This window comes from Litorivivens sp., assembly GCF_057445395.1.
The window spans coordinates 24,693-45,279 of sequence record NZ_JBVBUV010000026.1; the positions used below are offsets into that span (position 1 = coordinate 24,693).

17 protein-coding genes are annotated in these 20,587 nt (G+C 56.6%); 9 read left to right on the top strand and 8 right to left on the bottom strand.

Going from position 1 to position 20,587, the window contains the following annotated elements; genetic code table 11:
- Positions 1–110: 110 nt before the first annotated feature.
- The 6 genes from AC222A_RS09585 to AC222A_RS09610 all read right to left on the bottom strand — a co-directional run bounded on the left by AC222A_RS09585 (position 111) and on the right by AC222A_RS09610 (position 8,697).
- On the bottom strand, positions 111–1,964 hold the full coding sequence (locus AC222A_RS09585) for a DmsC/YnfH family molybdoenzyme membrane anchor subunit (RefSeq protein WP_372749716.1): 1,854 nt from the start codon (positions 1,962–1,964) through the stop codon (positions 111–113).
- 17 nt (positions 1,965–1,981) lie between these two features.
- Positions 1,982–4,165 carry a molybdopterin oxidoreductase family protein gene (locus tag AC222A_RS09590; RefSeq protein WP_372749717.1) on the bottom strand — a complete coding sequence of 728 codons (2,184 nt, stop codon included), beginning with the start codon at positions 4,163–4,165 and terminating at the stop codon, positions 1,982–1,984.
- A 376-nt stretch (positions 4,166–4,541) separates the two neighbouring features.
- Entirely contained in the window at positions 4,542–5,666 is a 1,125-nt protein-coding gene (locus tag AC222A_RS09595) for an OmpA family protein (RefSeq protein WP_372749964.1), read from the bottom strand.
- A 196-nt stretch (positions 5,667–5,862) separates the two neighbouring features.
- Complete coding sequence (gene hda / locus AC222A_RS09600) at positions 5,863–6,561, bottom strand: DnaA regulatory inactivator Hda (RefSeq protein WP_372758802.1); 699 nt, start codon at positions 6,559–6,561, stop codon at positions 5,863–5,865.
- On the bottom strand, positions 6,554–7,627 hold the full coding sequence (locus AC222A_RS09605; protein WP_486774900.1) for an AI-2E family transporter: 1,074 nt from the start codon (positions 7,625–7,627) through the stop codon (positions 6,554–6,556). The genes hda and AC222A_RS09605 overlap by 8 nt, the downstream gene beginning before the upstream one ends.
- Positions 7,624–8,697 (bottom strand): DUF2066 domain-containing protein, encoded by a 1,074-nt coding sequence (locus AC222A_RS09610; RefSeq protein WP_486774901.1) that lies wholly within the window; start codon positions 8,695–8,697, stop codon positions 7,624–7,626. The genes AC222A_RS09605 and AC222A_RS09610 overlap by 4 nt, the downstream gene beginning before the upstream one ends.
- 144 nt (positions 8,698–8,841) lie before the next feature.
- Here AC222A_RS09610 and purM point away from each other — a divergent pair, with 144 nt between their 5' ends.
- Genes purM through AC222A_RS09625 form a run of 3 tightly spaced genes read left to right on the top strand, consistent with a single transcriptional unit; the run spans position 8,842 to position 11,224 of the window.
- Complete coding sequence (gene purM, locus AC222A_RS09615) at positions 8,842–9,888, top strand: phosphoribosylformylglycinamidine cyclo-ligase (protein WP_486774902.1); 1,047 nt, start codon at positions 8,842–8,844, stop codon at positions 9,886–9,888.
- Positions 9,889–10,545, top strand: a complete 657-nt coding sequence (gene purN / locus AC222A_RS09620; RefSeq protein WP_486774903.1) for a phosphoribosylglycinamide formyltransferase — start codon at positions 9,889–9,891, stop codon at positions 10,543–10,545.
- Complete coding sequence (locus AC222A_RS09625) at positions 10,490–11,224, top strand: DUF3108 domain-containing protein (protein WP_372764580.1); 735 nt, start codon at positions 10,490–10,492, stop codon at positions 11,222–11,224. The genes purN and AC222A_RS09625 overlap by 56 nt, the downstream gene beginning before the upstream one ends.
- Here the strand turns inward: AC222A_RS09625 and dcd are convergent.
- The gene (gene dcd, locus AC222A_RS09630) at positions 11,221–11,787 is read right to left on the bottom strand and encodes a dCTP deaminase (RefSeq protein WP_372750629.1); all 567 of its coding nucleotides are present in this window, start codon (positions 11,785–11,787) and stop codon (positions 11,221–11,223) included. The two genes, AC222A_RS09625 and dcd, sit on opposite strands and share 4 nt — an antisense overlap.
- Before the next feature lie 57 nt (positions 11,788–11,844).
- The gene (apbC, locus tag AC222A_RS09635) at positions 11,845–12,942 is read right to left on the bottom strand and encodes an iron-sulfur cluster carrier protein ApbC (protein ID WP_372764582.1); all 1,098 of its coding nucleotides are present in this window, start codon (positions 12,940–12,942) and stop codon (positions 11,845–11,847) included.
- A 200-nt stretch (positions 12,943–13,142) separates the two neighbouring features.
- Between apbC and metG the strand changes: the two genes are divergently transcribed.
- The 6 genes from metG to rsxG all read left to right on the top strand — a co-directional run.
- On the top strand, positions 13,143–15,185 hold the full coding sequence (gene metG / locus AC222A_RS09640) for a methionine--tRNA ligase (RefSeq protein WP_486774904.1): 2,043 nt from the start codon (positions 13,143–13,145) through the stop codon (positions 15,183–15,185).
- A gap of 188 nt (positions 15,186–15,373) precedes the next feature.
- A complete protein-coding gene (gene rsxA / locus AC222A_RS09645) occupies positions 15,374–15,952 on the top strand; it encodes an electron transport complex subunit RsxA (protein ID WP_372750134.1) in 579 nt (192 codons plus the stop codon).
- A 10-nt stretch (positions 15,953–15,962) separates the two neighbouring features.
- Positions 15,963–16,592 (top strand): electron transport complex subunit RsxB, encoded by a 630-nt coding sequence (rsxB, locus tag AC222A_RS09650; protein ID WP_486774905.1) that lies wholly within the window; start codon positions 15,963–15,965, stop codon positions 16,590–16,592.
- On the top strand, positions 16,589–18,880 hold the full coding sequence (gene rsxC, locus AC222A_RS09655) for an electron transport complex subunit RsxC (protein WP_486774906.1): 2,292 nt from the start codon (positions 16,589–16,591) through the stop codon (positions 18,878–18,880). The genes rsxB and rsxC overlap by 4 nt, the downstream gene beginning before the upstream one ends.
- A gap of 83 nt (positions 18,881–18,963) precedes the next feature.
- On the top strand, positions 18,964–20,007 hold the full coding sequence (gene rsxD, locus AC222A_RS09660) for an electron transport complex subunit RsxD (protein WP_372750300.1): 1,044 nt from the start codon (positions 18,964–18,966) through the stop codon (positions 20,005–20,007).
- The coding region (gene rsxG, locus AC222A_RS09665; protein ID WP_372759018.1) for an electron transport complex subunit RsxG at positions 20,007–20,587 on the top strand (581 nt) is incomplete at its 3' end. The genes rsxD and rsxG, both read left to right, overlap by 1 nt.

A 20,587-nucleotide genomic window follows, 5' to 3' on the forward strand; every position in this document is an offset into this window, starting at 1 on the left:
CGAGCATAGAACTCAAAGCCGCCCTCAAGCCTGAACGGCCCAATACTACAGGCCGCCCATAACAAAATTGCCGCGCTTAGCGCGGCAATCGTCAGCGAGCCCGTAGCCACTCAGTGATTATGGTAGACCACACCCACCTGCGGCATATGGGCCAGCCCAATTTCCCGAGCGTGCTCTTCGAAATCCTTGTTCTTCCAGAAAAATGCACCCGGCATGGTTGTGGGTATAACCAGCACATAGAACAGCGCCCGCCCTATTACCGCGACCGCAAACGTAGACAGCGACAATACGGCCGCCAGGACCAACATCAGCGGCCCAGCATTGAACAGCCCGAGCAGAAATCCACCGGATACGGCCAGATTTACCCCCAGCAGGGCATTGCGTAAGGCATAGCTCTTGCCAAACACCGTGCACTGCACATAGTGCGATGCGCTGCCTTCGTTATTCCCCACATTCATCTCGCTGCCGTGGCGCCACAGACCCAGTGATTCCAGTAAGCAGCCGGCAAACACCAGCGCTGCACACAGCACTGTGAGCGTACTCACATCCTGCCCACCCAGCATCAGCGTGGGCACACCAACCAGGCCCAGCAACAAGCCTCCGAAGGTAAGGCTGGTACCAACAAAAGCGGTGGCCGTCTGCCAGTGGTCCCAGAAAGGCCGTGCTGGTATGCGGTAACAGCGATACATATAGTAGAGCCCCACCAAACCGCTGGGCACAGCTAACCATCCGAACACCGAGGCCAGCGTTGTATAGCTGCCCCAGTCTCCCAGCACCGATTGAAAGACTGCATTTTCCGGCAGCACCGCCAACATGTGCAATCCGGTAAACACCATAAATAGAAGCATTCCTAGTCCTTCGCGACATACAGGCGAGTGTCTAAGGTTGTTGAAGCCGCGATAGAAGCGCAAAGGTTTACCCAAATGGGTCGCTGACATCAGCATTCCCAAGCCCGCAAATGCCACTGCAAGTGTTACCAGCGGCACATACATGACAGACGCCCGAAGCGTTTGCGCGGGTTCAAACCCGAGCTGCGCTCCCAGGAAGGCGCTGAAAAACAGACCCAACGCCGCCTGACTGACCAAGGTAAAAATGACCAGCGGATTCTCTCGTGAGCTTAAACGCTTTAGATTCCAGTGCCGCTCCACACCTTTCTTTTGATCCACCACGGGACGGTACTGGCCATCTTCATCGCGATGGTACTTCACGGGCATGCCGTCGGGACGCGTCACCTCATCGGGCATAGTTTTAACTTGCTGGAAACGGATGTTCGGGTGGGTAATTTCAGGGTCGGGAAAACCGGGAATCGATACCTTACCCTGCTCTCGATTCTCTGGCAGATCCTCTACCACACCAAAATTAAGCGCATTACCGAGACAGGCCGAAACACAGGCCGGCTTCAGGTTTACCTCCAGCCGATCTACACACATGTTGCATTTGGACACCTGCCCTTTGATCGGATCGAGCTGCGGCGCATTGTAAGGGCACACCCAAGTACAGTAACCACAACCAAAACAGGTTTCCGGATCTTGCAGCACCGCGCCATATTCTGCATGTTTGGTGTAGGCACGCGTCGGGCAGCCTTTAAGACATACCGGATTGTCGCAGTGGTTGCAGGCCATGGAGATATTCATCCGACGAAAATCCGGATAGGTTCCGCCCTCCACATAACCAACGCTGCGAAAACTGATATGCGCAGGATTGTCATTCTTCTCAGAACAGGCAGCCTCACAGGCATGACAGCCAATACAGTTGTCTGCGGTAAAGTGAAAGGCATGCTGCTTATTGCGATTGGGATTCGTACCAACGCCCGGCTCATTATTGATGAACATTTCCCGCCCCGGCTGCGCTTCGCCACCGGAACGCGCAATCAGGTCAATCGGCGCCTCGTAGTAATTAACTTCAGGCGCTTTCGGTTCTTTCAAAAAAGCGTACTGGGGTTCGTCGTCTCGTACTTGCCACATGGTAAAAACCTTCTCTCTTAAAACGCCCGGCGCTCTACATTCAGTCGCGCAGCTTCTTTCTGATCCACATGCTCGATACGCACCGCACACTGTTTAAAGGCGGGCTGACGGGAATAGGGGTCTAGCAATCCCAGCGACAGGCGATTAACGCAGTCGTGGTAGTGCATGGGAATAAACACCATATTGCGCGGCACACGCTGGGTCAGCTGCACCATAACCACCGCGTCGCCACGTCGGGATACCAGACGCACGTAGCTCATATGCTCTACACCCTGCTCGCGGGCGGCGTCCGGGTTCATTTCCATATAGGGGGTGGGGCTAAACTTGTTCAGGTTGCCAATCTTGCCGGTTTTGGTGCGAGTGTGAAAATGCTCTACCACCCGACCGCTGTTCAACCAGAAGGGGTATTGGGTGTCGGGAACTTCATTGTTCTCAATGTAGTCCATGGCCAGCAGATTAGCCTTGCCGTTCGGCGTCTGGAATTTTCCATCGCTGTACAGACGCGGATTACCGGTGGCATCACCTTCGCGCATGGGCCACTGGATACCACGCTGCTCCTCGATACTATCGTGACTCATACCGGAGATATCCAGCGTCCGCCCTTCACCTTTGGAAAGATGCTTCATCTCGTCGAAAATTTCCGAGGTGGTTTCCGGAAACTTGATTCTACGACCTTGTTCAAAACGCTTGGCCAGCTCATTGAACACCCAAAAGTCCGGCTTGGCCTGGCCTGGCGGCTCGACAAATTTACGCACCAGATTTACCCGGCGCTCGGTATTAGTCTGTACTCCCTCTTTCTCGCCCCATACCGCGCCCGGTAGATACACATGGGCATACTTGGCGGTTTCGCAGTCAGCATAGCCATCCTGCACCACCATGAATTCCAGCTTTTCCAACGCCTTCTTGATGCGCGGCTGGTTGGGCATGGAGGTCAGCGGATTAGTTGCAACAATCCACAGCGCCTTGATTTCCCCGGACTCGATGGCCGGAAAAATATCGGTTTGCTGGAGGCCACGCTTTTTCGGGAAAAACTCGGGGTCAACGCCCCAGAATTTACCAACCTCTTCGCGGTGCTCCTCTTTCTCCAGCATGCGGTAACCGGGCAAACCGGAACAGGATGACCACTCACGGGTACCCATCGCGTTGCACTGACCGGTGATCGACAGCGAGGTGCCTCCGGGAATGCCAATATTGCCAGTGATGAGGTTCAGGTTATTGATACCGCACACACCATCGCTACCGTGAGTGCTCTGGTTGATCCCCATCGTCCAGATACTCATAGCAGACGGCGCCTTGGCGTACATGCGGGCCACGTGACGAATGGTATCGGCGTCAATGCCGCAAATACGCGAAGCAGACTCCGGATCGTATTTCTCTACCAGGGCCTTCAGCTCTTCATAACCGCCGCAGTGCGCATCGATATAATCCTGCTTCTGCAAGCCCTCTTTGATGATCACATGGGCCATCGCGTTCAGCAGCACCAGATCCGTGCCTGGTGTAATAGGCAGATGGATGTCGGCAAACTGAGCCATCATGGTCACGCGAGGGTCGACCACAATCAGGGGAAACTTGCGCTTTTCCAGCGCCTCTTTCAAACGCCAGTAAATGATAGGGTGCTGTTCTGGCAGGTTAGAGCCGAAGGCCATCAGGCAGTGAGTATGCTCGAAATCCTCATAACAGCCAGGAGGACCGTCAGAACCGAAAGAACGCTTGTAGCCTGACACAGCCGACGCCATACACAACGTGGTATTACCATCGTAGTTGTTGGTACCAATGACTCCGCGCACCAGTTTGCCAAGCGTGTAGAACTCTTCGGTGAGCAGCTGGCCGGTCGACACGACAGCCACGCTGTCGCGACCGTATTTTTCCTGAATTCGCTTGAACTCATCGGCCGTGCGATCCAACGCCGCATCCCAGCTGGTTGGCTGATAGGGCAGATAAGGTTTGTCGCGCATCAAGGGTTCGGTACCGCGCCCTGCGGTGGTTACCAGCTCGTGTTCGAAAATGCCCTTGATGCAAAGTTTGCCTTGATTGACTGGCGCGCTACCCTTGCCACGACTCGCCACCGGCTTACCGTCAGCATTCAGCCCGACTTCGATGGAGCATCCCGTGGAACAATAACCACACACGGCATATTTCCAATCAACCACTTTCTTGTCGGCAATTACAATCGGCTTGCGATCTTTGCGCCCGAACAGCATTTAATGTCTCCCGATAAAGCGTCAGCACCACTTTGGTGCGGCCAGGGAATTGCGTTTTCACCCGCGGTGCACCAAAAGAGGGTTTTACCGCACGCAATTGCACCTATGGGAGAGTAAGAGTCAAGAAACGTGCCAATCAGGGAGGCTTGCCACCCCAAACTCGCCGGGCGTTTAAAAACAAGGGGTTAGCTTCTGGTTCGCTGCGGCCAGCTCTCGGCAATACCACAAGCGAATATCTCGAGACAAAAAGGGTCTTTGTAAATTAAAGAAGATAGGCTTTAGTGCAGCTGACCTTATACTCGCACCTATCCGCCCCCATTCGAAGAACCAAAAAAAAGGCCTCCCGAAGGAGGCCTTATTGCGTTAGAGCAATCGTTTATTCAGACACTTCAGCCTTGAGCACCGCAACAACTCGACGGTTCTGGCTTCGGCCTTCACGCGTCTCGTTGCTGGCAACCGGACGCTCTTCACCGTAACCAATCGCTGTCAGGCGCGAGGCGTTGATACCATATTTGCTAACCAGAGCAGCTTTCACTGCGTCAGCACGACGCTGTGACAACGTCTTGTTGTAGGCATCCGATCCGGAGCTGTCAGTGTGACCTTCAATAACGGCACTAACACCACCAAATTTCTTCAGGAAGCTCGCCACTTTTTCGACTTCAGCCATATATTGCGCAGGAACGTCGGAAGAGTTGGAGGCGAAATTCACTTCCATCCGGATCTGTTCAGTTCGCGACAGCACAAACTTACAGCCGCTGGCGTCAACCTGACGGCCGGCCGGAGTTTGCGGACACTTGTCTTTGTAATCAGGAACGCCGTCACCGTCGGTATCCAGCGGACAGCCCGATGCATTGACCACAACACCTACCGGCGTGTTGGCGCAACGATCCATGCTGTCAGATACGCCATCACCGTCTGTGTCTTTTTCACGAGGCTTCATGGGCGCTGGGGCCGGCTCAGGCTTAGAGGTTGAACCGCCACCGAAGGAGTAGCTGATACCCAGACCAACCACGTAATCAGACATTTCCACGTCCAGACCGTTGATGTAACGGGCATCAAATCGCGCAGACCAGTCTTTATTGATCATGTACATCACACCGCCGCCGAGATTCGCCTGAGTCTCGCCGCTGGTGGCTGTGTCAGTTTCAAAATCGGCGTGGCCCAAACCAATTGCCGCATAAGGCGCCCAACGTTCCTGGCCAATATCGTAGTAACGCAGAAGATCCACACTACCTTGCAGTAAATCGACGTCCGCCGCGCGGATGTCCCGATCGCTATCAGGCGACGCTATCTGGGCGCGCAACTCAACACCCCACTCGTCTGACAGCTTGCGCTCCAGAGCAACAATATCGGTGATTCCGCCTTCCAGATCACGGTCACCGTCAAAGCCCTGATAGCCGCCCATATACGTTGCGCGCCAAGCGCCTTCTGCAGACACAGTTGCAGACATCGCACTGGCAACAGCTGCGGCCATAAGCGACACAGCAATTGATTTCTTCATTTTACGTCCCCCGCGTACTAGGTGGTTTTAAAATCGACTTGGTTAACATTATCGGCCCGCCGCTGAGTTTTGAATTCTTGACCTCACGCCGGACACCTTTAGCCATAACGCCTAGGTATAACTGATATTTCGGGGTTATGCCAGTCTATTTAATGGCTTAAGTGCGCAATTTAACACACGTTTACAGATTGTGCGCCTACCAGCCAAGAACCGATTTCACAAAAGGCTTTGTCAGTGAGCGCTGATGCCTCAGCGACTCACGATCCAACTGGTCGAGAATACCGAACAGGGTCGCCAGATTGCGTGCTGCCCGGTGATAGAGGTATTCAGCCACATCGCGATCCAGCTCCATGCCCAAGCCAGTCGCGCGAAACATGAGCGCTTCCAACCGCTGCTCCTCACTTAGGGCCGTCAGCTGATACACACTGAAGCTTTTAAGGCGGGAATGCAGATCTGGCAGGCTACAGGCCAGAGCGGCCGCGGGTAGCCGTGACGCCAGCAGTAACGCAGTGCCGCTGAGCAAAGCCCGGTTGTAGAGGTGAAACAGGCTTTCCTCCCACTGTGGCCGTCCAATCACCACATCCAGATCGTCCAGACACAGCAAATCAGCCTGCTCAGTGCCCTCTAGCAGTGCCTGGGGATTGGCGTCCGTGAATTCACGCAGAGGGAAATAAGATGCCGAAAAACCATGACTCGCCGCCTGATGGCAACTTGCCTGCAGCAAATGGCTTCGGCCACTTTCCGGCGTGCCGTGCACCAGCACCCACTGCTCGCCTTCGCTCTCGGCCTGCAACTTAAGCTGGTTCACCAGCAGACGGTTTGCCGCGATGGTATAGAAATTGTCGAACCGCAAAGATTTCTCAGGCCCAATCCCCAAGGCCAGCTGCTCACTCATCGGTGATTATCCCCGGCTGCTTCGGTCCACCATAGAGCTCACTGCCAAGGTAGCTGCTATGCACATGACGCAACATGACCATAATGACTGCCGCCGCTGGCAACCCCAGCAATATGCCCACAAAGCCGAACAATTGTGCCCCGGCCAGCAAGGCAAAGATCACGGCCACCGGATGCAGGCCGATGTGATCACCCACCAGCAGTGGCGTGAGCACCATACCTTCGAGCATCTGACCCACGGTAAACACCACGCCAACCTGAAACAGCGCCCAAGGGTCGTGAAACTGAAACCAGGCAGCTATCACTGCCGCCACGATGCCAACCACAAACCCCATATAGGGTACGATGCTAGCAAGCCCCGCAAGCAGACCCAGCACCAGAGCCAATTCCAGGCCGACCATCCACAGCCCCAGCGTGTACACCACCGCGAGCGCCGCCATTACCAGCATCTGACCGCGAATAAAGGCGCCGAGAATCTCGTCGCACTCGCGGGCAATCAGGCTAGCGCGGCCTTCGATGTTGCGCGGTAGCAGGTCGCGGATTTTAGCGACCAGAATGTCCCAATCACGCAACAGGTAAAAGGTGACTACCGGAATCAGCACCAGCGTGCTCAACCAGCCCATGATAACCATGCTGGAGCCAGTAATTCGGTTCCATAGCCGAAACAACACATCACCGGCGGTACCAATGTTTTTACCTAGCGCCTGACCTGCTCCGGTCAGGGTGGCGCCCTCACCGAGCCTCGCCCGAAGCTCAGGCAGCACTTGGGTTTGCAGCCACTGGAGCAGGGCCTGCAAGCGAACACCAAGCAGCTGAAACTGCTCGACAAGCAACGGCAGGGCAATCAACAGCACCACAAGAGAAAACAGCGTCAGCACCAGAAATACAACACACACGGCTGCGGTGCGCCCCATGCGCCGCGCCTCCAGCCGATCCACCAGCGGATCCCCAAGGTAGGCCAACAGTGCAGCAACGAGAAACGGCGCCAGTATCGGCTTGAGCAAGTGTATCAACAGCCCGATACCCGCAGCCCCGGCAATCAACAGCGCCAGCCGTGTGTTGCTCATGGCCGGCTCTGCCACCGGTAATAGCTGTGAACCTGCTCAACCGGCAAGTTGGACTGTGTAAACGCCACCCCGGGGTTGTTGTCGTCCAACAGTTTTTTATCAAGCAGGAAAAACTGCCGGGCTTTATCCATGCTTCCCTCCAGATGCAGCTCAATCACCGCTTGAGCACCCGACACCCAGACAGGGTTGGCGTGCTCAACAACAGCCACGCCTTCCAGATAGGTCAACAGACGCGCGTAATCCCGAAAGTTGCCGATGCCGCTAACCACGATATGCTCGCGCGCGCCACTCTGGCCGGACCTGATCACAGCAAAACGGCTGGCTAATTCATCCGCCACCGAATTGACCACGGGTCTCAAAATATCAGCCAGCTCTGGCGCCTGCCGATCCAGAAGATCTTCATCGATGCCGCTGATCACCGCAAAATTGGCGATCCAGCTGGTGGAGAGCCGCGTGAGTCGGCCAGTAAGAATTTGCGAGGTTCGATAGCGCTCCGCCGCCTTGCGCACAGCCTCGAGATCCATCGACCACACCTGACCCGTGGTGAGCTGCAACTTGTCATCGATATCGAGCACCGGAAACACCAATGGCAGTCCGCGCTGTGCGGCGGCTTCACGCAACGCCTGGACGATCTCAGGATCACTGGCTTCGCTAACAAAGTGGCGGCCGCTGAAATCATCCACCACCAGCCAAACCAGGGTTTGCGGCCGGTTTTTGTCCCACACCGGCAGCCCCGCCTGACTCAGCAAACGATTAACTTCAACCTCGCTGAAGCTGAAATCAATAAACAGCTGATCGCGACCATCGACCAGCTTGTTACTGTAGTGATACTGGTTCAACAGACTTTCTGCCTTGGGCAAGGCGCGCTGCACATCGCCGAAGCTGGCGACATCCTCACGCCCGCTCACGCGCACCAACACCTGCCGCAATCCTTCAGCGGCAGCATCTTTCAACGCCGCCTGACCACGCTGGGCGACCGGCACCTGCGCGTTGTAGAGATTTTTGACTACTTCTGCCTGCAGCGGCCCCCAAAATAGGCCCAGCAACACAAGTACGCTTATTTTTTTCATAAACTTTGCGCAAACCAGCAAGTTAGCAAGCGGCCATTGTAGCAAGGCGTGTGCCGCGATACAGCCGCAATCAGCGCCAAATACGTGCTGAATTTGCTGTCCATTCAGGCTAGAATAGCCGCCCTCGAAAACAGGGTGCCCCAGATGACCGATTCCACTCCCTCCTTGAGCTACAAAGACGCCGGTGTTGATATTGACGCAGGTGACGCGCTGGTCGAGCGCATCAAACACGTCGCCAAGAAGACTCGCCGCTCTGAGGTGATGTCCGGCCTGGGCGGATTTGGCGCCCTGTGCCAGATTCCCAGCGGCTACCAGGAACCTGTACTGGTGTCCGGAACCGATGGCGTTGGCACCAAACTGCGTCTGGCCATGGACCTGGGCATTCACGACACCATCGGCATTGATCTGGTGGCTATGTGTGTCAACGACCTGCTGGTTACTGGCGCTGAGCCGCTGTTCTTCCTGGATTACTACGCCTCAGGCAAGCTCAATGTCGATGTAGCCGCCAAGGTTGTAGAAGGCATTGGCGCCGGCTGCGAGCTGTCCGGTTGCGCGCTGGTAGGTGGTGAAACGGCAGAAATGCCGGGCATGTACCACGGTGAAGATTACGACCTGGCAGGCTTCTGCGTAGGCGTAGTCGAGAAATCCAAAATCATCGACGGCTTTTCAGTGCGCGTGGGTGACAAACTGATTGGCATCCGCTCATCCGGGCCACACTCCAATGGCTATTCCCTGATCCGCAAGATCATTGAGGTCAGCAAGGCCGACCTGAGCCAGGCTTTCGGCGACAGCACACTGGGCGAAACGCTGCTCGCACCAACCCGCATTTACGCCAAGCAGATTCTGCGCCTGGTCAAGGAGTACCCGATCAAGGCGATGGCTCACATCACTGGCGGCGGACTATTGGAAAATGTTCCGCGCGTACTGCCCAAGGGCACCCGCGCCACCATCGACGTAAGCACCTGGCAGCGCCCGGAAGTTTTCAACTGGCTACAGCAGGCCGGCAACGTCACCAGCCGAGAAATGCACCGCACCTTCAACTGCGGTATCGGTTTTGTCCTTTGCGTAGACGCCGCCAACGAGGAAGCTGTCCTGGACATGCTGAAACAGCAGGGTGAAATCGCCAGTGTTATCGGCGAAATCGAAGCCTGCGCGGAGGAAGACGAGCGCGTCGTTCTGCAGGGCCTGTAAATGCCCTGCAAGCTTGTCATTCTCATCTCCGGCAGCGGCTCCAATCTGCAGGCCTTTATCGATGCAGCCAAACAGGGCGAGCTACCCGCTGACATAGCGGCGGTCATTTCCAACCGCCCTGCCGCTGGCGGGCTTGAGCGGGCAGCCCAAGCCGGCATTGCCACTGCGGTGGTCGATCACACCGGCTTTGCAAATCGCGATGATTTCGACGCTGCGTTGCGCGACACTATCGACAGCTTCGCCCCTGACCTGGTCGTCCTGGCGGGCTTTATGCGCATTCTCGGTGCCGACTTTGTTCGCCACTTCCGGGGGCGCATGCTGAACATCCACCCGTCGCTGCTGCCAAAATATCCTGGGCTGCACACCCACCAGCGAGCCATTGATGCCGGCGACACCGAAGCCGGCGCCACGGTACATTTTGTGACCGAAGAACTTGACGGCGGGCCGCCGATTTTGCAGGCTCAGGTACCAGTAAAGGCAGGTGACACTGCGGAACTTCTCGCAGCACGCGTGCTCGAACAGGAACACCGCATCTATCCGCTGGCCGCTCGCTGGTTTGCGGAAGGGCGTCTGACTCTTAATGGCAATCAGGCAGAACTTGATGATAATGCGCTTCCGCCAACAGGCTTTCCTTTTCATTGCGTTACTGCTGACTAGCGGCAGTCTGCTGCTCTCCAGCCTCGCCCATGCCGGCGCCGGCGTACCACTCAAACCCTACCGGGCGACCTATGGCATTGTAAGAGATGGCCTCGCGGCCGAAGTCACCCGCGAGCTTCATCACAGTGGTGAGAATCAATGGACCCTCAAAGATTCCGCGCGAATTCTGTTTGCCCGCTTTAGTGAATCCGTCATCGTAAAATATAACGGCGTTGATGTGGTGCCGCTCGAGTACACGTATCAGCAATCACCGGGCGACCGAAAAGATCAGGTGATTCGCTACGACTGGGGGAAAAAACGCGCCTCATTCTCCCTGGACAGCGGCACTCGACACGCCGACCTGAAAGTGCCGAGCTACGACAAACTTAGCTACCAGATTCAGCTGCGACTCGACCTACTCGCCGGCCAGCTGCAAACGCCCAAGACCTACCATCTGGTCGACCGGGGCCGCCACAAGCAGTATCGGGTGGAAAAAATCGGTGAACAAACCATCAGCGCCGGCAAGCGACAGATTCATACGGTCAAACTGCGGCAGACAACGGCGGGAAAAGACCGGGAAACCTTTATCTGGGTGGCCCCCGATCTCGACTTTCTGATTGTGCGCATGGAACGCAACGAAGATGACGAACAGATTCAGATGCAACTGAAATCCGTCAACCTCGACATTGCCGCTTTCTAGGTTTTCGGCAGCGTGACCCCACGCTGCCCCTGATATTTCCCTCCCCGATCCTTGTAGCTCACTTCGCAGACCTCGTCGGATTCGAAAAACAGCATCTGCGCCACACCTTCGTTGGCATAGATTTTCGCCGGCAGGTTGGTGGTATTGGAAAACTCCAACGTCACATGCCCTTCCCACTCCGGCTCGAGCGGCGTCACGTTTACGATAATCCCGCAGCGCGCGTAGGTGGATTTACCCAGACAGACAGTAAGCACATTGCGCGGAATGCGGAAGTACTCCACTGTTCGCGCCAGAGCAAAAGAGTTAGGAGGAATGATGCAGTATTCGCCCTGGATGTCGACAAAACTCTTTTCATCGAAATTTTTCGGATCTACCGTCGCAGAGTGAATATTGGTAAACACCTTGAATTCATCGGAGCAGCGCACGTCATAGCCGTAGCTTGATGTACCATAAGAAATAATCTTACCACTTCCATTTTCCCGCACCTGACCCGGCTCAAAGGGCTCAATCATGCCCTCGCTTTCGGCCATGCGGCGAATCCATTTGTCGGCTTTAATGCTCATTGTGGGTGTTTTCCTTATGTCTCTGGGTGCGCCGGCTAAAAATACCGGAGCTCGCCACTAATCGTTCTTGATAACAATGTTGGGGAAGGCCTTGTTCGCCCCGCTGGCCTGGCGACGCGCCAACTCTGCCGCAAGCCGGATCGCGACCTCACGGTAAATCAGCGACGTTTCCGACTCCGAATTTTCAGCCACCACCGGCAAGCCCTTATCCGCCTGTTCGCGAATATTCAGCGTTAACGGCAGCGCCCCCAGCATCGGCACTTTGTAGTCGTTCGCTATTTTCTGACCACCGCCCTCGCCAAACAGGTGTTCGGCATGACCACAGTTGGTACACACGTGCACGGCCATGTTCTCCACAATACCAAGCACCGGCACATCCACTTTCTGGAACATCTCAATGCCTTTTTTGGCGTCGAGCAGCGCAATATCCTGAGGTGTCGTTACAATCACCGCGCCGGTCACCGGCACCTTCTGCGACAAGGTCAGCTGAATATCGCCGGTACCCGGAGGCATATCAATCACCAGGTAATCGAGGTCATCCCAGTAGGTCTGATACAGCAATTGCTGCAGCGCACCACTGGCCATGGGGCCGCGCCAAACCATTGGCGTTTTCTCGGTGACCAGATAGCCCATCGACATAGATTGCAAACCATGGGCGACAATCGGCTTGAGATAGTGCGTGCCATACTGCTCGGGCCGCTGACCTTCTTTCACACCCAACATCACCTGCTGACTTGGGCCATAGATATCCGCATCCAGAATGCCAACCTTGGCACCTTCAGCGGCAAGGGCCAGCGCCAGATTGACCGAAGTGGTAGATTTACCCACACCGCCCTTACCAGAAGCGACGGCAATGACATTCTTCACCCGCTCAAGGTTCTGGGTTTCCCCCACGGCCGGCGTGGCCTGCACTTCGCACTTCAGGGTCAGTTTGCACTTTTCTATACCTGAGGCCGAGCGCAGCAGTTCCAGCAATGCGGCCTCCATCGCCTTCGCCAGCAAACGGACAGGAAAATGGAGAGTGATAGCCGCTTCGACGGCACTGGGACCAGCGGTGAGCTGTTCAATGCGGCCTACCAGGTTTAACGGCAGGTTGACCTGCGGCAGGTTAAAAGCCAGCAATTGCTCGCGCAGGCGCTGTTCAAGATCAGACATGAGTATCCGGGGGAGTAAACCAAAACGGAGGCCGAGTATACGCCCTCGCGCTAACCCTCTCAACGAAGACACGCTCAACGGGCTCAGTCTCAGACAGGCCTATCGGCCAACCGCAGATGCAGCCCGCCACCAAAAACGCTATAGTACGCCGCCTCTAAACCCTAGACACACCACCGCCAAAAGACAGCATCAGGAAACCCATGTCGAAACGTCAGATTCTGGTCACCAGCGCCCTGCCCTACGCCAATGGCCCGCTCCACCTCGGCCATCTGCTGGAAACCATCCAGACAGATATATGGGTGCGCTTTCAGAAACTGCGCGGCCACGACTGCACGTACCTGTGTGCTGACGACGCTCACGGCACCGCCATCATGCTCACCGCCGAAAAGCTGGGCATCACCCCGGAAGAGCAGATCAAGCGGGTACAGGCCGACCATGAAAAGGATTTTGACGGTTTCCTGATCAATTTTGACAATTATTACTCCACCCACTCCAAGGAGTGTGAGCGCTACGCTCAGGAGATCTATCGCAAACTGGACGCCAACGGCCATATCGAAAAGCGGGAAATCACCCAGCTGTTCGACCCCGAGAAAAACCTGTTTCTGGCCGATCGCTACATCAAGGGCATTTGCCCCAAGTGCAAAACTGACGATCAGTACGGTGACAACTGTGAGGCCTGCGGCGCCACTTATACCCCGGCCGATCTGATCGAACCGCGCTCCGTGATTTCAGGCGCCACCCCCGTTGAAAAAGCGTCCACCCATTACTTTTTCAAGCTGGCGGAATTCACTGACTTCCTGAAAGACTGGACCCGCTCCGACCGTCTGCAACCGCAAATTGCCAACAAACTGGGCGAATGGCTGGAAGCTGGCCTCAACTCCTGGGATATTTCTCGCGACGCTCCCTACTTCGGCTTTGAGATTCCCGACGCACCAGGTAAGTTTTTTTACGTCTGGCTGGATGCGCCCATCGGCTACATGGCCAGCTGCGCCAATTGGTGTGAGAAGAAAGGTCGCCAGTTTGAATATTTCTGGGCAAAGGACTCTAAAACCGAGCTGTATCACTTCATCGGCAAGGACATCATCAAATTTCACGGTCTGTTCTGGCCCGCCATGCTGGAATCTGCCGGCTTTCGCACCCCGTCCTCCATCTATGTGCACGGCTTTTTGACCGTCAACGGCAAAAAGATGTCCAAATCACGCGGTACTTTTATCAAGGCCGGCACTTACCTCAAGCATTTCCAGCCCGAGTATCTGCGCTATTACTTTGCCGCCAAACTGTCCGGCGGCGTCGACGACATCGACCTGAGCCTCGATGACTTTATTCAGCGAGTCAACGCAGACCTGGTGGGCAAGCTGGTCAATATCGCCAGCCGCAGTGCCAAGTTTATTCACAAGGGCAACGCTGGAAACCTTAGTGCGGAGCTGGACAACCCAGAGCTGTGGCAGCAAGTTACCGGCAAGAGTGAAGAAATTGCCGGCTTCTATGAGCAACGCGAATATAGCCGCGCTGTGCGCGAGATCATGGCACTTGCCGACGCCGTCAACGAGTACTTCGACGCGAAGGAGCCCTGGAAAACGGCCAAGGACGAAGCGACCGTGCAGGATGCTGTTGCAGTCAGCTCTCAGTGCATCAACCTGTTCAGCGTGTTGATGACTTACCTCAAACCCGTGGTGCCCGCACTGGCACAGCAGGCAGAGGCCTTTCTCAACACCGAGCTGCGCTGGGATAACGAATTCAGCCCTCTGCTGAATCACAGCATAGAAAAGTTCAAGCCCATGATGACCCGCGTGGATTCGGACACCGTCGACAAGATGCTGGCGGAGAGCCGAGAAGAAGCGGCGGCAGCGCAGGCCAAGAATGCTCCAGCCGCGAAGAAGAGCAGCAAAAAGGCTGCCAAAAGCGATGAGCCCGCCGGCGAAATAGACTTTGAAGATTTCGCCAAGGTTGATCTGCGCATTGCTGAAATTGCCAATGCCGAGTACGTTGAAGGCGCCGACAAGCTGCTGAAACTTACCCTGAATGTGGGCGACGAGACCCGCCAGGTGTTCTCCGGCATCCGCGGCGCCTACGAGCCAGATCAGCTGATTGGCAAACTGACGGTATTGGTGGCCAACCTGAAACCCCGTAAAATGCGCTTCGGCGTATCCGAGGGCATGGTGCTGGCAGCCGGGCCCGGCGGTAACGATATCTATCTGCTGGAGCCGCACACCGGAGCACAACCGGGAATGCAAGTGAAATAAGGGGGGCTATAGCCACAAAACCCCACCCAAACGGCCGATTTTGCCAGTCCTTTCAAGGACTTTTAAATTGAACGCTTGTTCGAAATAAAATAGACTAACCGCCTGTTTTTTGAGCTCAGCTCACTTTTTGTTACCGGGCATTTGCCCGCCGCGCGCAAAACTTACGAATTTCATCGTCGAGGCCCACGATGTTGGCGGACTATTCTGTTCTGTTGATCAGTGCGATTCTGGTCAATAACTTTGTACTGGTGCAGTTCTTGGGACTGTGCCCCTTCATGGGTGTTTCCAACAAACTGGAAACTGCCATCGGCATGTCCAGCGCGACCACCTTTGTGCTCACCCTCGCCTCCATCTGTAGCTGGCTCACCTACGAATGGCTGCTGGTGCCGCTGGGTCTGGAATACCTGCGCACCATCTCCTTTATTCTGGTGATCGCGGTTGTCGTGCAATTTACCGAGATGGTGGTACGTAAAACCAGCCCGCTGTTATACAAGGTTCTGGGCGTGTTCCTGCCGCTGATTACCACCAACTGCGCTGTGCTCGGAGTGGCACTGCTCAATATCAACAAAGAACACAACTTCGTGGAATCTGCGCTTTACGGCTTTGGCGCCGCCGCCGGCTTCTCACTGGTGCTGGTACTGTTTGCCGCCATGCGCGAACGGCTGGCCGTAGCCGATGTTCCACAACCCTTTAAAGGCCCCGCTATCGGTATGGTAACGGCGGGCCTAATGTCGCTGGCCTTTATGGGCTTTGCAGGCCTGGTGTAGGAGAGTCGACATGTACGAACTGCTCGCCCAACACCCCTTTATCGCTGCACTGGCCTCGCTGGCGGTGCTCGGCATAGCCTTTGGCTCCCTGCTCGGCTTTGCTGCCGTCAAATTCAAAACCGAAGGCGACCCGATTGCCGATCAGATCGAAGCGCTGCTGCCGCAGACCCAATGCGGCCAATGCGGCTATCCTGGCTGTCGCCCCTACGCCGAGGCAATTGCCGACGGCGATGCCATCAACAAATGTCCTCCCGGTGGCGAGGCGACCATCAACGCCTTGGCTGACCTGCTCGATGTAGAAGCCCTGCCGCTGGACGCCGAAGAAGCCAGCGTGCCCTCGGTCGCCTACATTCGAGAAGAAGAGTGTATCGGCTGCACCAAGTGTATTCAGGCATGCCCGGTAGACGCCATTGTTGGCGCCGCCAAACATATGCACACCGTTGTTGCGAGCGAATGTACCGGCTGCGACCTGTGTGTGGAGCCCTGCCCGGTAGATTGCATCGATATGATTCCACTGCCCACCACCTTGCAGAACTGGAGCTGGGAACTGCCCAAGCCCGCCGAAGAGGCCATTACCGAAGACTTGATCGCGAGCGATCGTCCGGCCAGTGACAGCGACAACAAGGATCAGGCCGCATGAGAAAGATCTGGGACATACACGGCGGCGTTCATCCACCGGAAAACAAGGCACAATCCCTGAGCCGCGGCATTATCCAGGCGGGCATTCCTCCCGTGCTGGTTCACCCCCTGTCACAGCATATCGGCGCGCCAGCCGCACCCATCGTGGAAGTGGGCCAGCGGGTTTTGAAAGGCCAGATGATTGCCGAAGCTGCGGGCTTTGTCAGCGTTCCGGTTCACGCCGGTAGCTCGGGCACGGTGGCAGCCATTGAACATCGGGAAATCCCGCACCCCTCAGGCCTGCTGGCCCCCTGCGTCGTTATTGAGACCGATGGCAAAGACGAATGGATTGACCATCAGGGCATAGCGGACTATACCACCCTCGACAAGCCCGCTCTGATCAACGTGATTCGCAATGCAGGCATCGCCGGTATGGGCGGCGCTGGCTTCCCCTCGGCAGTAAAACTCAGCACCCGCGATGACGCCGTTATCGACACACTGATCATCAACGGCACTGAATGCGAACCCTATATCACCGCCGATGACATTCTGATGCGCGAGCGCGCCGATCAGATCATTGCTGGCGTAAAGATACTGCAGCACCTGATACAGCCCACCGAGCAGACCCTGATCGGCGTGGAAGACAACAAGCCCGAAGGCATCGCTGCCCTGCGCGCGGCGGCCCAAGGCAGCAATATTGAGGTTGTCGTGTTTCCCACCAAGTACCCTTCCGGTGGTGAAAAACAGCTGATCCAGATCCTCACCGGCCGCGAAGTACCCTCGGGCGGCCTGCCGGCTGACGTGGGTATCGTCTGCCAGAACATTGGCACCACCGTGGCCATTCACCGGGCTGTGCACTACGGCGAACCGCTGATTTCCCGTATTACCACCGTCACCGGCGATGCTTGCACTGCACCGGGCAATTTTGAAGTACTGCTCGGCACACCAGTAGAACACCTTCTAAAACTCGGCGGGTTCCAGCAGGACAACTGCATTCGTCTGGTAATGGGCGGCCCCATGATGGGCTTCACCCTCCGCGATACGTCGGTACCGGTGGTAAAAACCACCAACTGCCTGCTGGCGCCGACCAAAAAGGAACTACCGCCACCGCCACCGGCCCAGGCCTGTATTCGCTGCGGCATGTGCGCAGAAGCCTGCCCAGTGTCACTGTTGCCCCAGCAGATGTACTGGTTCGCGCGCGGCAAGGAATACGAAAAACTTGAAGACCACAACCTCTTCGACTGCATTGAATGCGGCGCCTGCTCCTATGCCTGCCCCAGCAACATACCGTTGGTGCAGTACTACCGCGCCTCCAAGGCAGAAATTCGCAAGCAGCAGCAGGAAAAGGTGAAATCCGAGCACGCCAAAGCGCGATTTGAAGCCCGCCAGCTGCGCATAGAGCGCGAGGAGGCCGAGAAAGAGGCTCGTCGCAAGGCCCGCCAGGAAGCCGCCAAGAAAAAGGCGGCCGCAGGCAAAGATCCGGTCAAAGCCGCACAGGAAAAAGCGACAACGTCGGCAGTCGATCCCGCCCAGGCCGCCATCGAAAAAGCCATGGCCAAACGCAGCGGTACAGCGCCTGCAGAAACAAAAGACGAAAAACTGGCGCGCTTGAAGAAGGCGGTGGAAACTGCAGAAAAACGCCTTGAGAGTGCTGCCGGCAAGCTCAAAGAAGCCGAAGCTGCCGAAGCGCCTAATCTCGGCGCGCTGCAGACTGCCCATCAGCGTATGACGGAAAAGCTCTCGGCGGCGAAAGACGAACTACAGCAGTTCGAGCAAGAAAATTCCGACGACCCCGCAGCAGCCGCCATCGCGCGTGCCCAAGCCGCCCGCGCCAAAGCCGATGACAAATCCCCCCTGGAAAAAGCGCAGGACCAGGTTGCCTCGCTGGAAAAACGGCTGCACAAGTCCGAACAGAAACTGGCGGAAGCCAGAGACAGCGGCTCGGATACCGCTCCGGTACTGGAACAATCCACCGCGAAACTGCGCGACAAGCTGGAAGCGGCGCGAGGCGAGCTGGCACAGCTATCCGAGAGCGAAGCGCCCGTTGCTGCAGCGGCCTCTACCAACGACCCGGCCCAGCTGGCTATCGAAAAAGCGATGGCCGCCCGCGAAGCCGCCGCCAAACTCAGCCCGGAAGACAAGGCCAAAAAAGCCCTGGAATCACTGGAAGCGCGGGTTGAAAAAACCCGACAGAAACTGGCAGAAGCAGAAGAAAGCGGCGCCGATACCATGGATGTGCTGCGCGACACCCTGGCCAAACTCGAAGACAAACTGGCGCAGGCGCGCCAAGAAGCAGGAGTTGAACCTTAAGCCATGATCAATTCCTTCGCACATTCCCTGTGGGAGCGAGCCCCCACAGATGCAGAACACACCCTTTGCAAAGAGCCTTCAGCATGGCCCTATTAACTGTCAGCTCCCCCCACGCCCACGGTCCCATGAGCACCGCCACCGTTATGCGGCTGGTGCTGGCAGCGACCGTCCCCGGCGTGTTTGCGCTCACTTACTTCTTCGGCTTCGGCACCCTGACCAATATCCTGTGGGCCTCGATTCTCGCCGTCGGTATGGAAGCGGCCATCCTGAAGCTGCGAAAACGCCCCATCGGTTTCTACCTGAATGACGGCAGCGCACTGGTAACCGCCGTGCTGCTCGGTATTGCCCTGCCACCGGCCTCGCCGTGGTGGGTGATCGCTGTCGGCATTCTGTTTGCCATCGTGTTTGCCAAACACCTCTACGGCGGCATGGGCTACAACCCTTTTAACCCGGCGATGATTGGCTATGTGGTGGTGTTGATTTCCTTCCCGGTACAGCTCACTACCTGGGTGGCGCCGGCCGGCACGTTCGACGGAAATCTACTGGGCCCCATTGAGGCACTGGTGCGCACCTTCAGCGTCGGTGCCGTGGACGCGGTCACTATGGCGACCCCACTTGACGTATTAAAACAGAATGATTCGCTGCTGGTGGAAGACTTGTGGGCCTCCAGTGCGCAGTTCGGTACGCTGGCTGGCGTGGGCTGGGAATGGGCCAATGTGGGCTTTCTCCTCGGAGGCCTGTTCCTGCTCTACAAACGCGTTTTTACTTGGCATGCACCCATCAGCATGCTGATCGCCCTGGTTGTGCTATCAGCGCTGTTCTACGACGGTGGCAGTTCCGCCTCCGGCGGTTCGCCCATGTTCCACCTGTTCAGTGGCGCCACCATGCTCGGCGCGTTTTTTATCGTCACCGACCCGGTAACCTCGGCGGTATCCAACCGGGGACGTATCATTTATGGGGCTTGTATTGGCGTATTGGTTTACCTGATACGTGTGTGGGGCAACTACCCAGATGCCGTAGCGTTCTCGGTACTGCTGATGAACTTCGCCGCGCCCCTACTGGACCATTACACTCAGCCGCGAACCTACGGCCACAAGAAAAAAACGCTGCAAAAGGAGGCTGACTAATGCTAAGCCAGTCTGTTAGCCGGAACAGTATTCTGCTCGGCATTTTTGCGGCCATCACCGCTGCCATCATCGCCGGCACGTATCTGGGGAGCCGCGATTTGATCAAGGCGAATATCCGCGCCGCCGAAGAAAAGGCCTTGTTGCAGATAATCCCCGCCGAGCGCCATGACAATTCGATGCTCGATACCACGCTCGTCACCGACGATGAAAGTCTGCTCGGGCTCAGGGAATCCAAGGCTATCTACCTGGCCACCCGCAATGGAAAGTTCATCGGCGCCATCATTCCTGCCACCTCGCGGGAAGGTTACACCGGCGATATCGATCTGATTGTAGGGGTCAATCGCAATGGCAGTATCGCGGGTGTTCGGGTACTGTCTCACCGCGAAACTCCCGGGCTTGGCGATGCGGTTGAGCGCAAGAAAAGCGACTGGGTCGACGGATTTCTCGGCAAGAGTCTGGCCGACCCTGAACCGGCTCAATGGCGCGTCAAAAAAGACGGCGGCGTATTTGACCAGTTTACCGGCGCCACAATAACGCCGCGCGCAGTCACCAGCGCGGTACACAAGGCACTGCAATACTT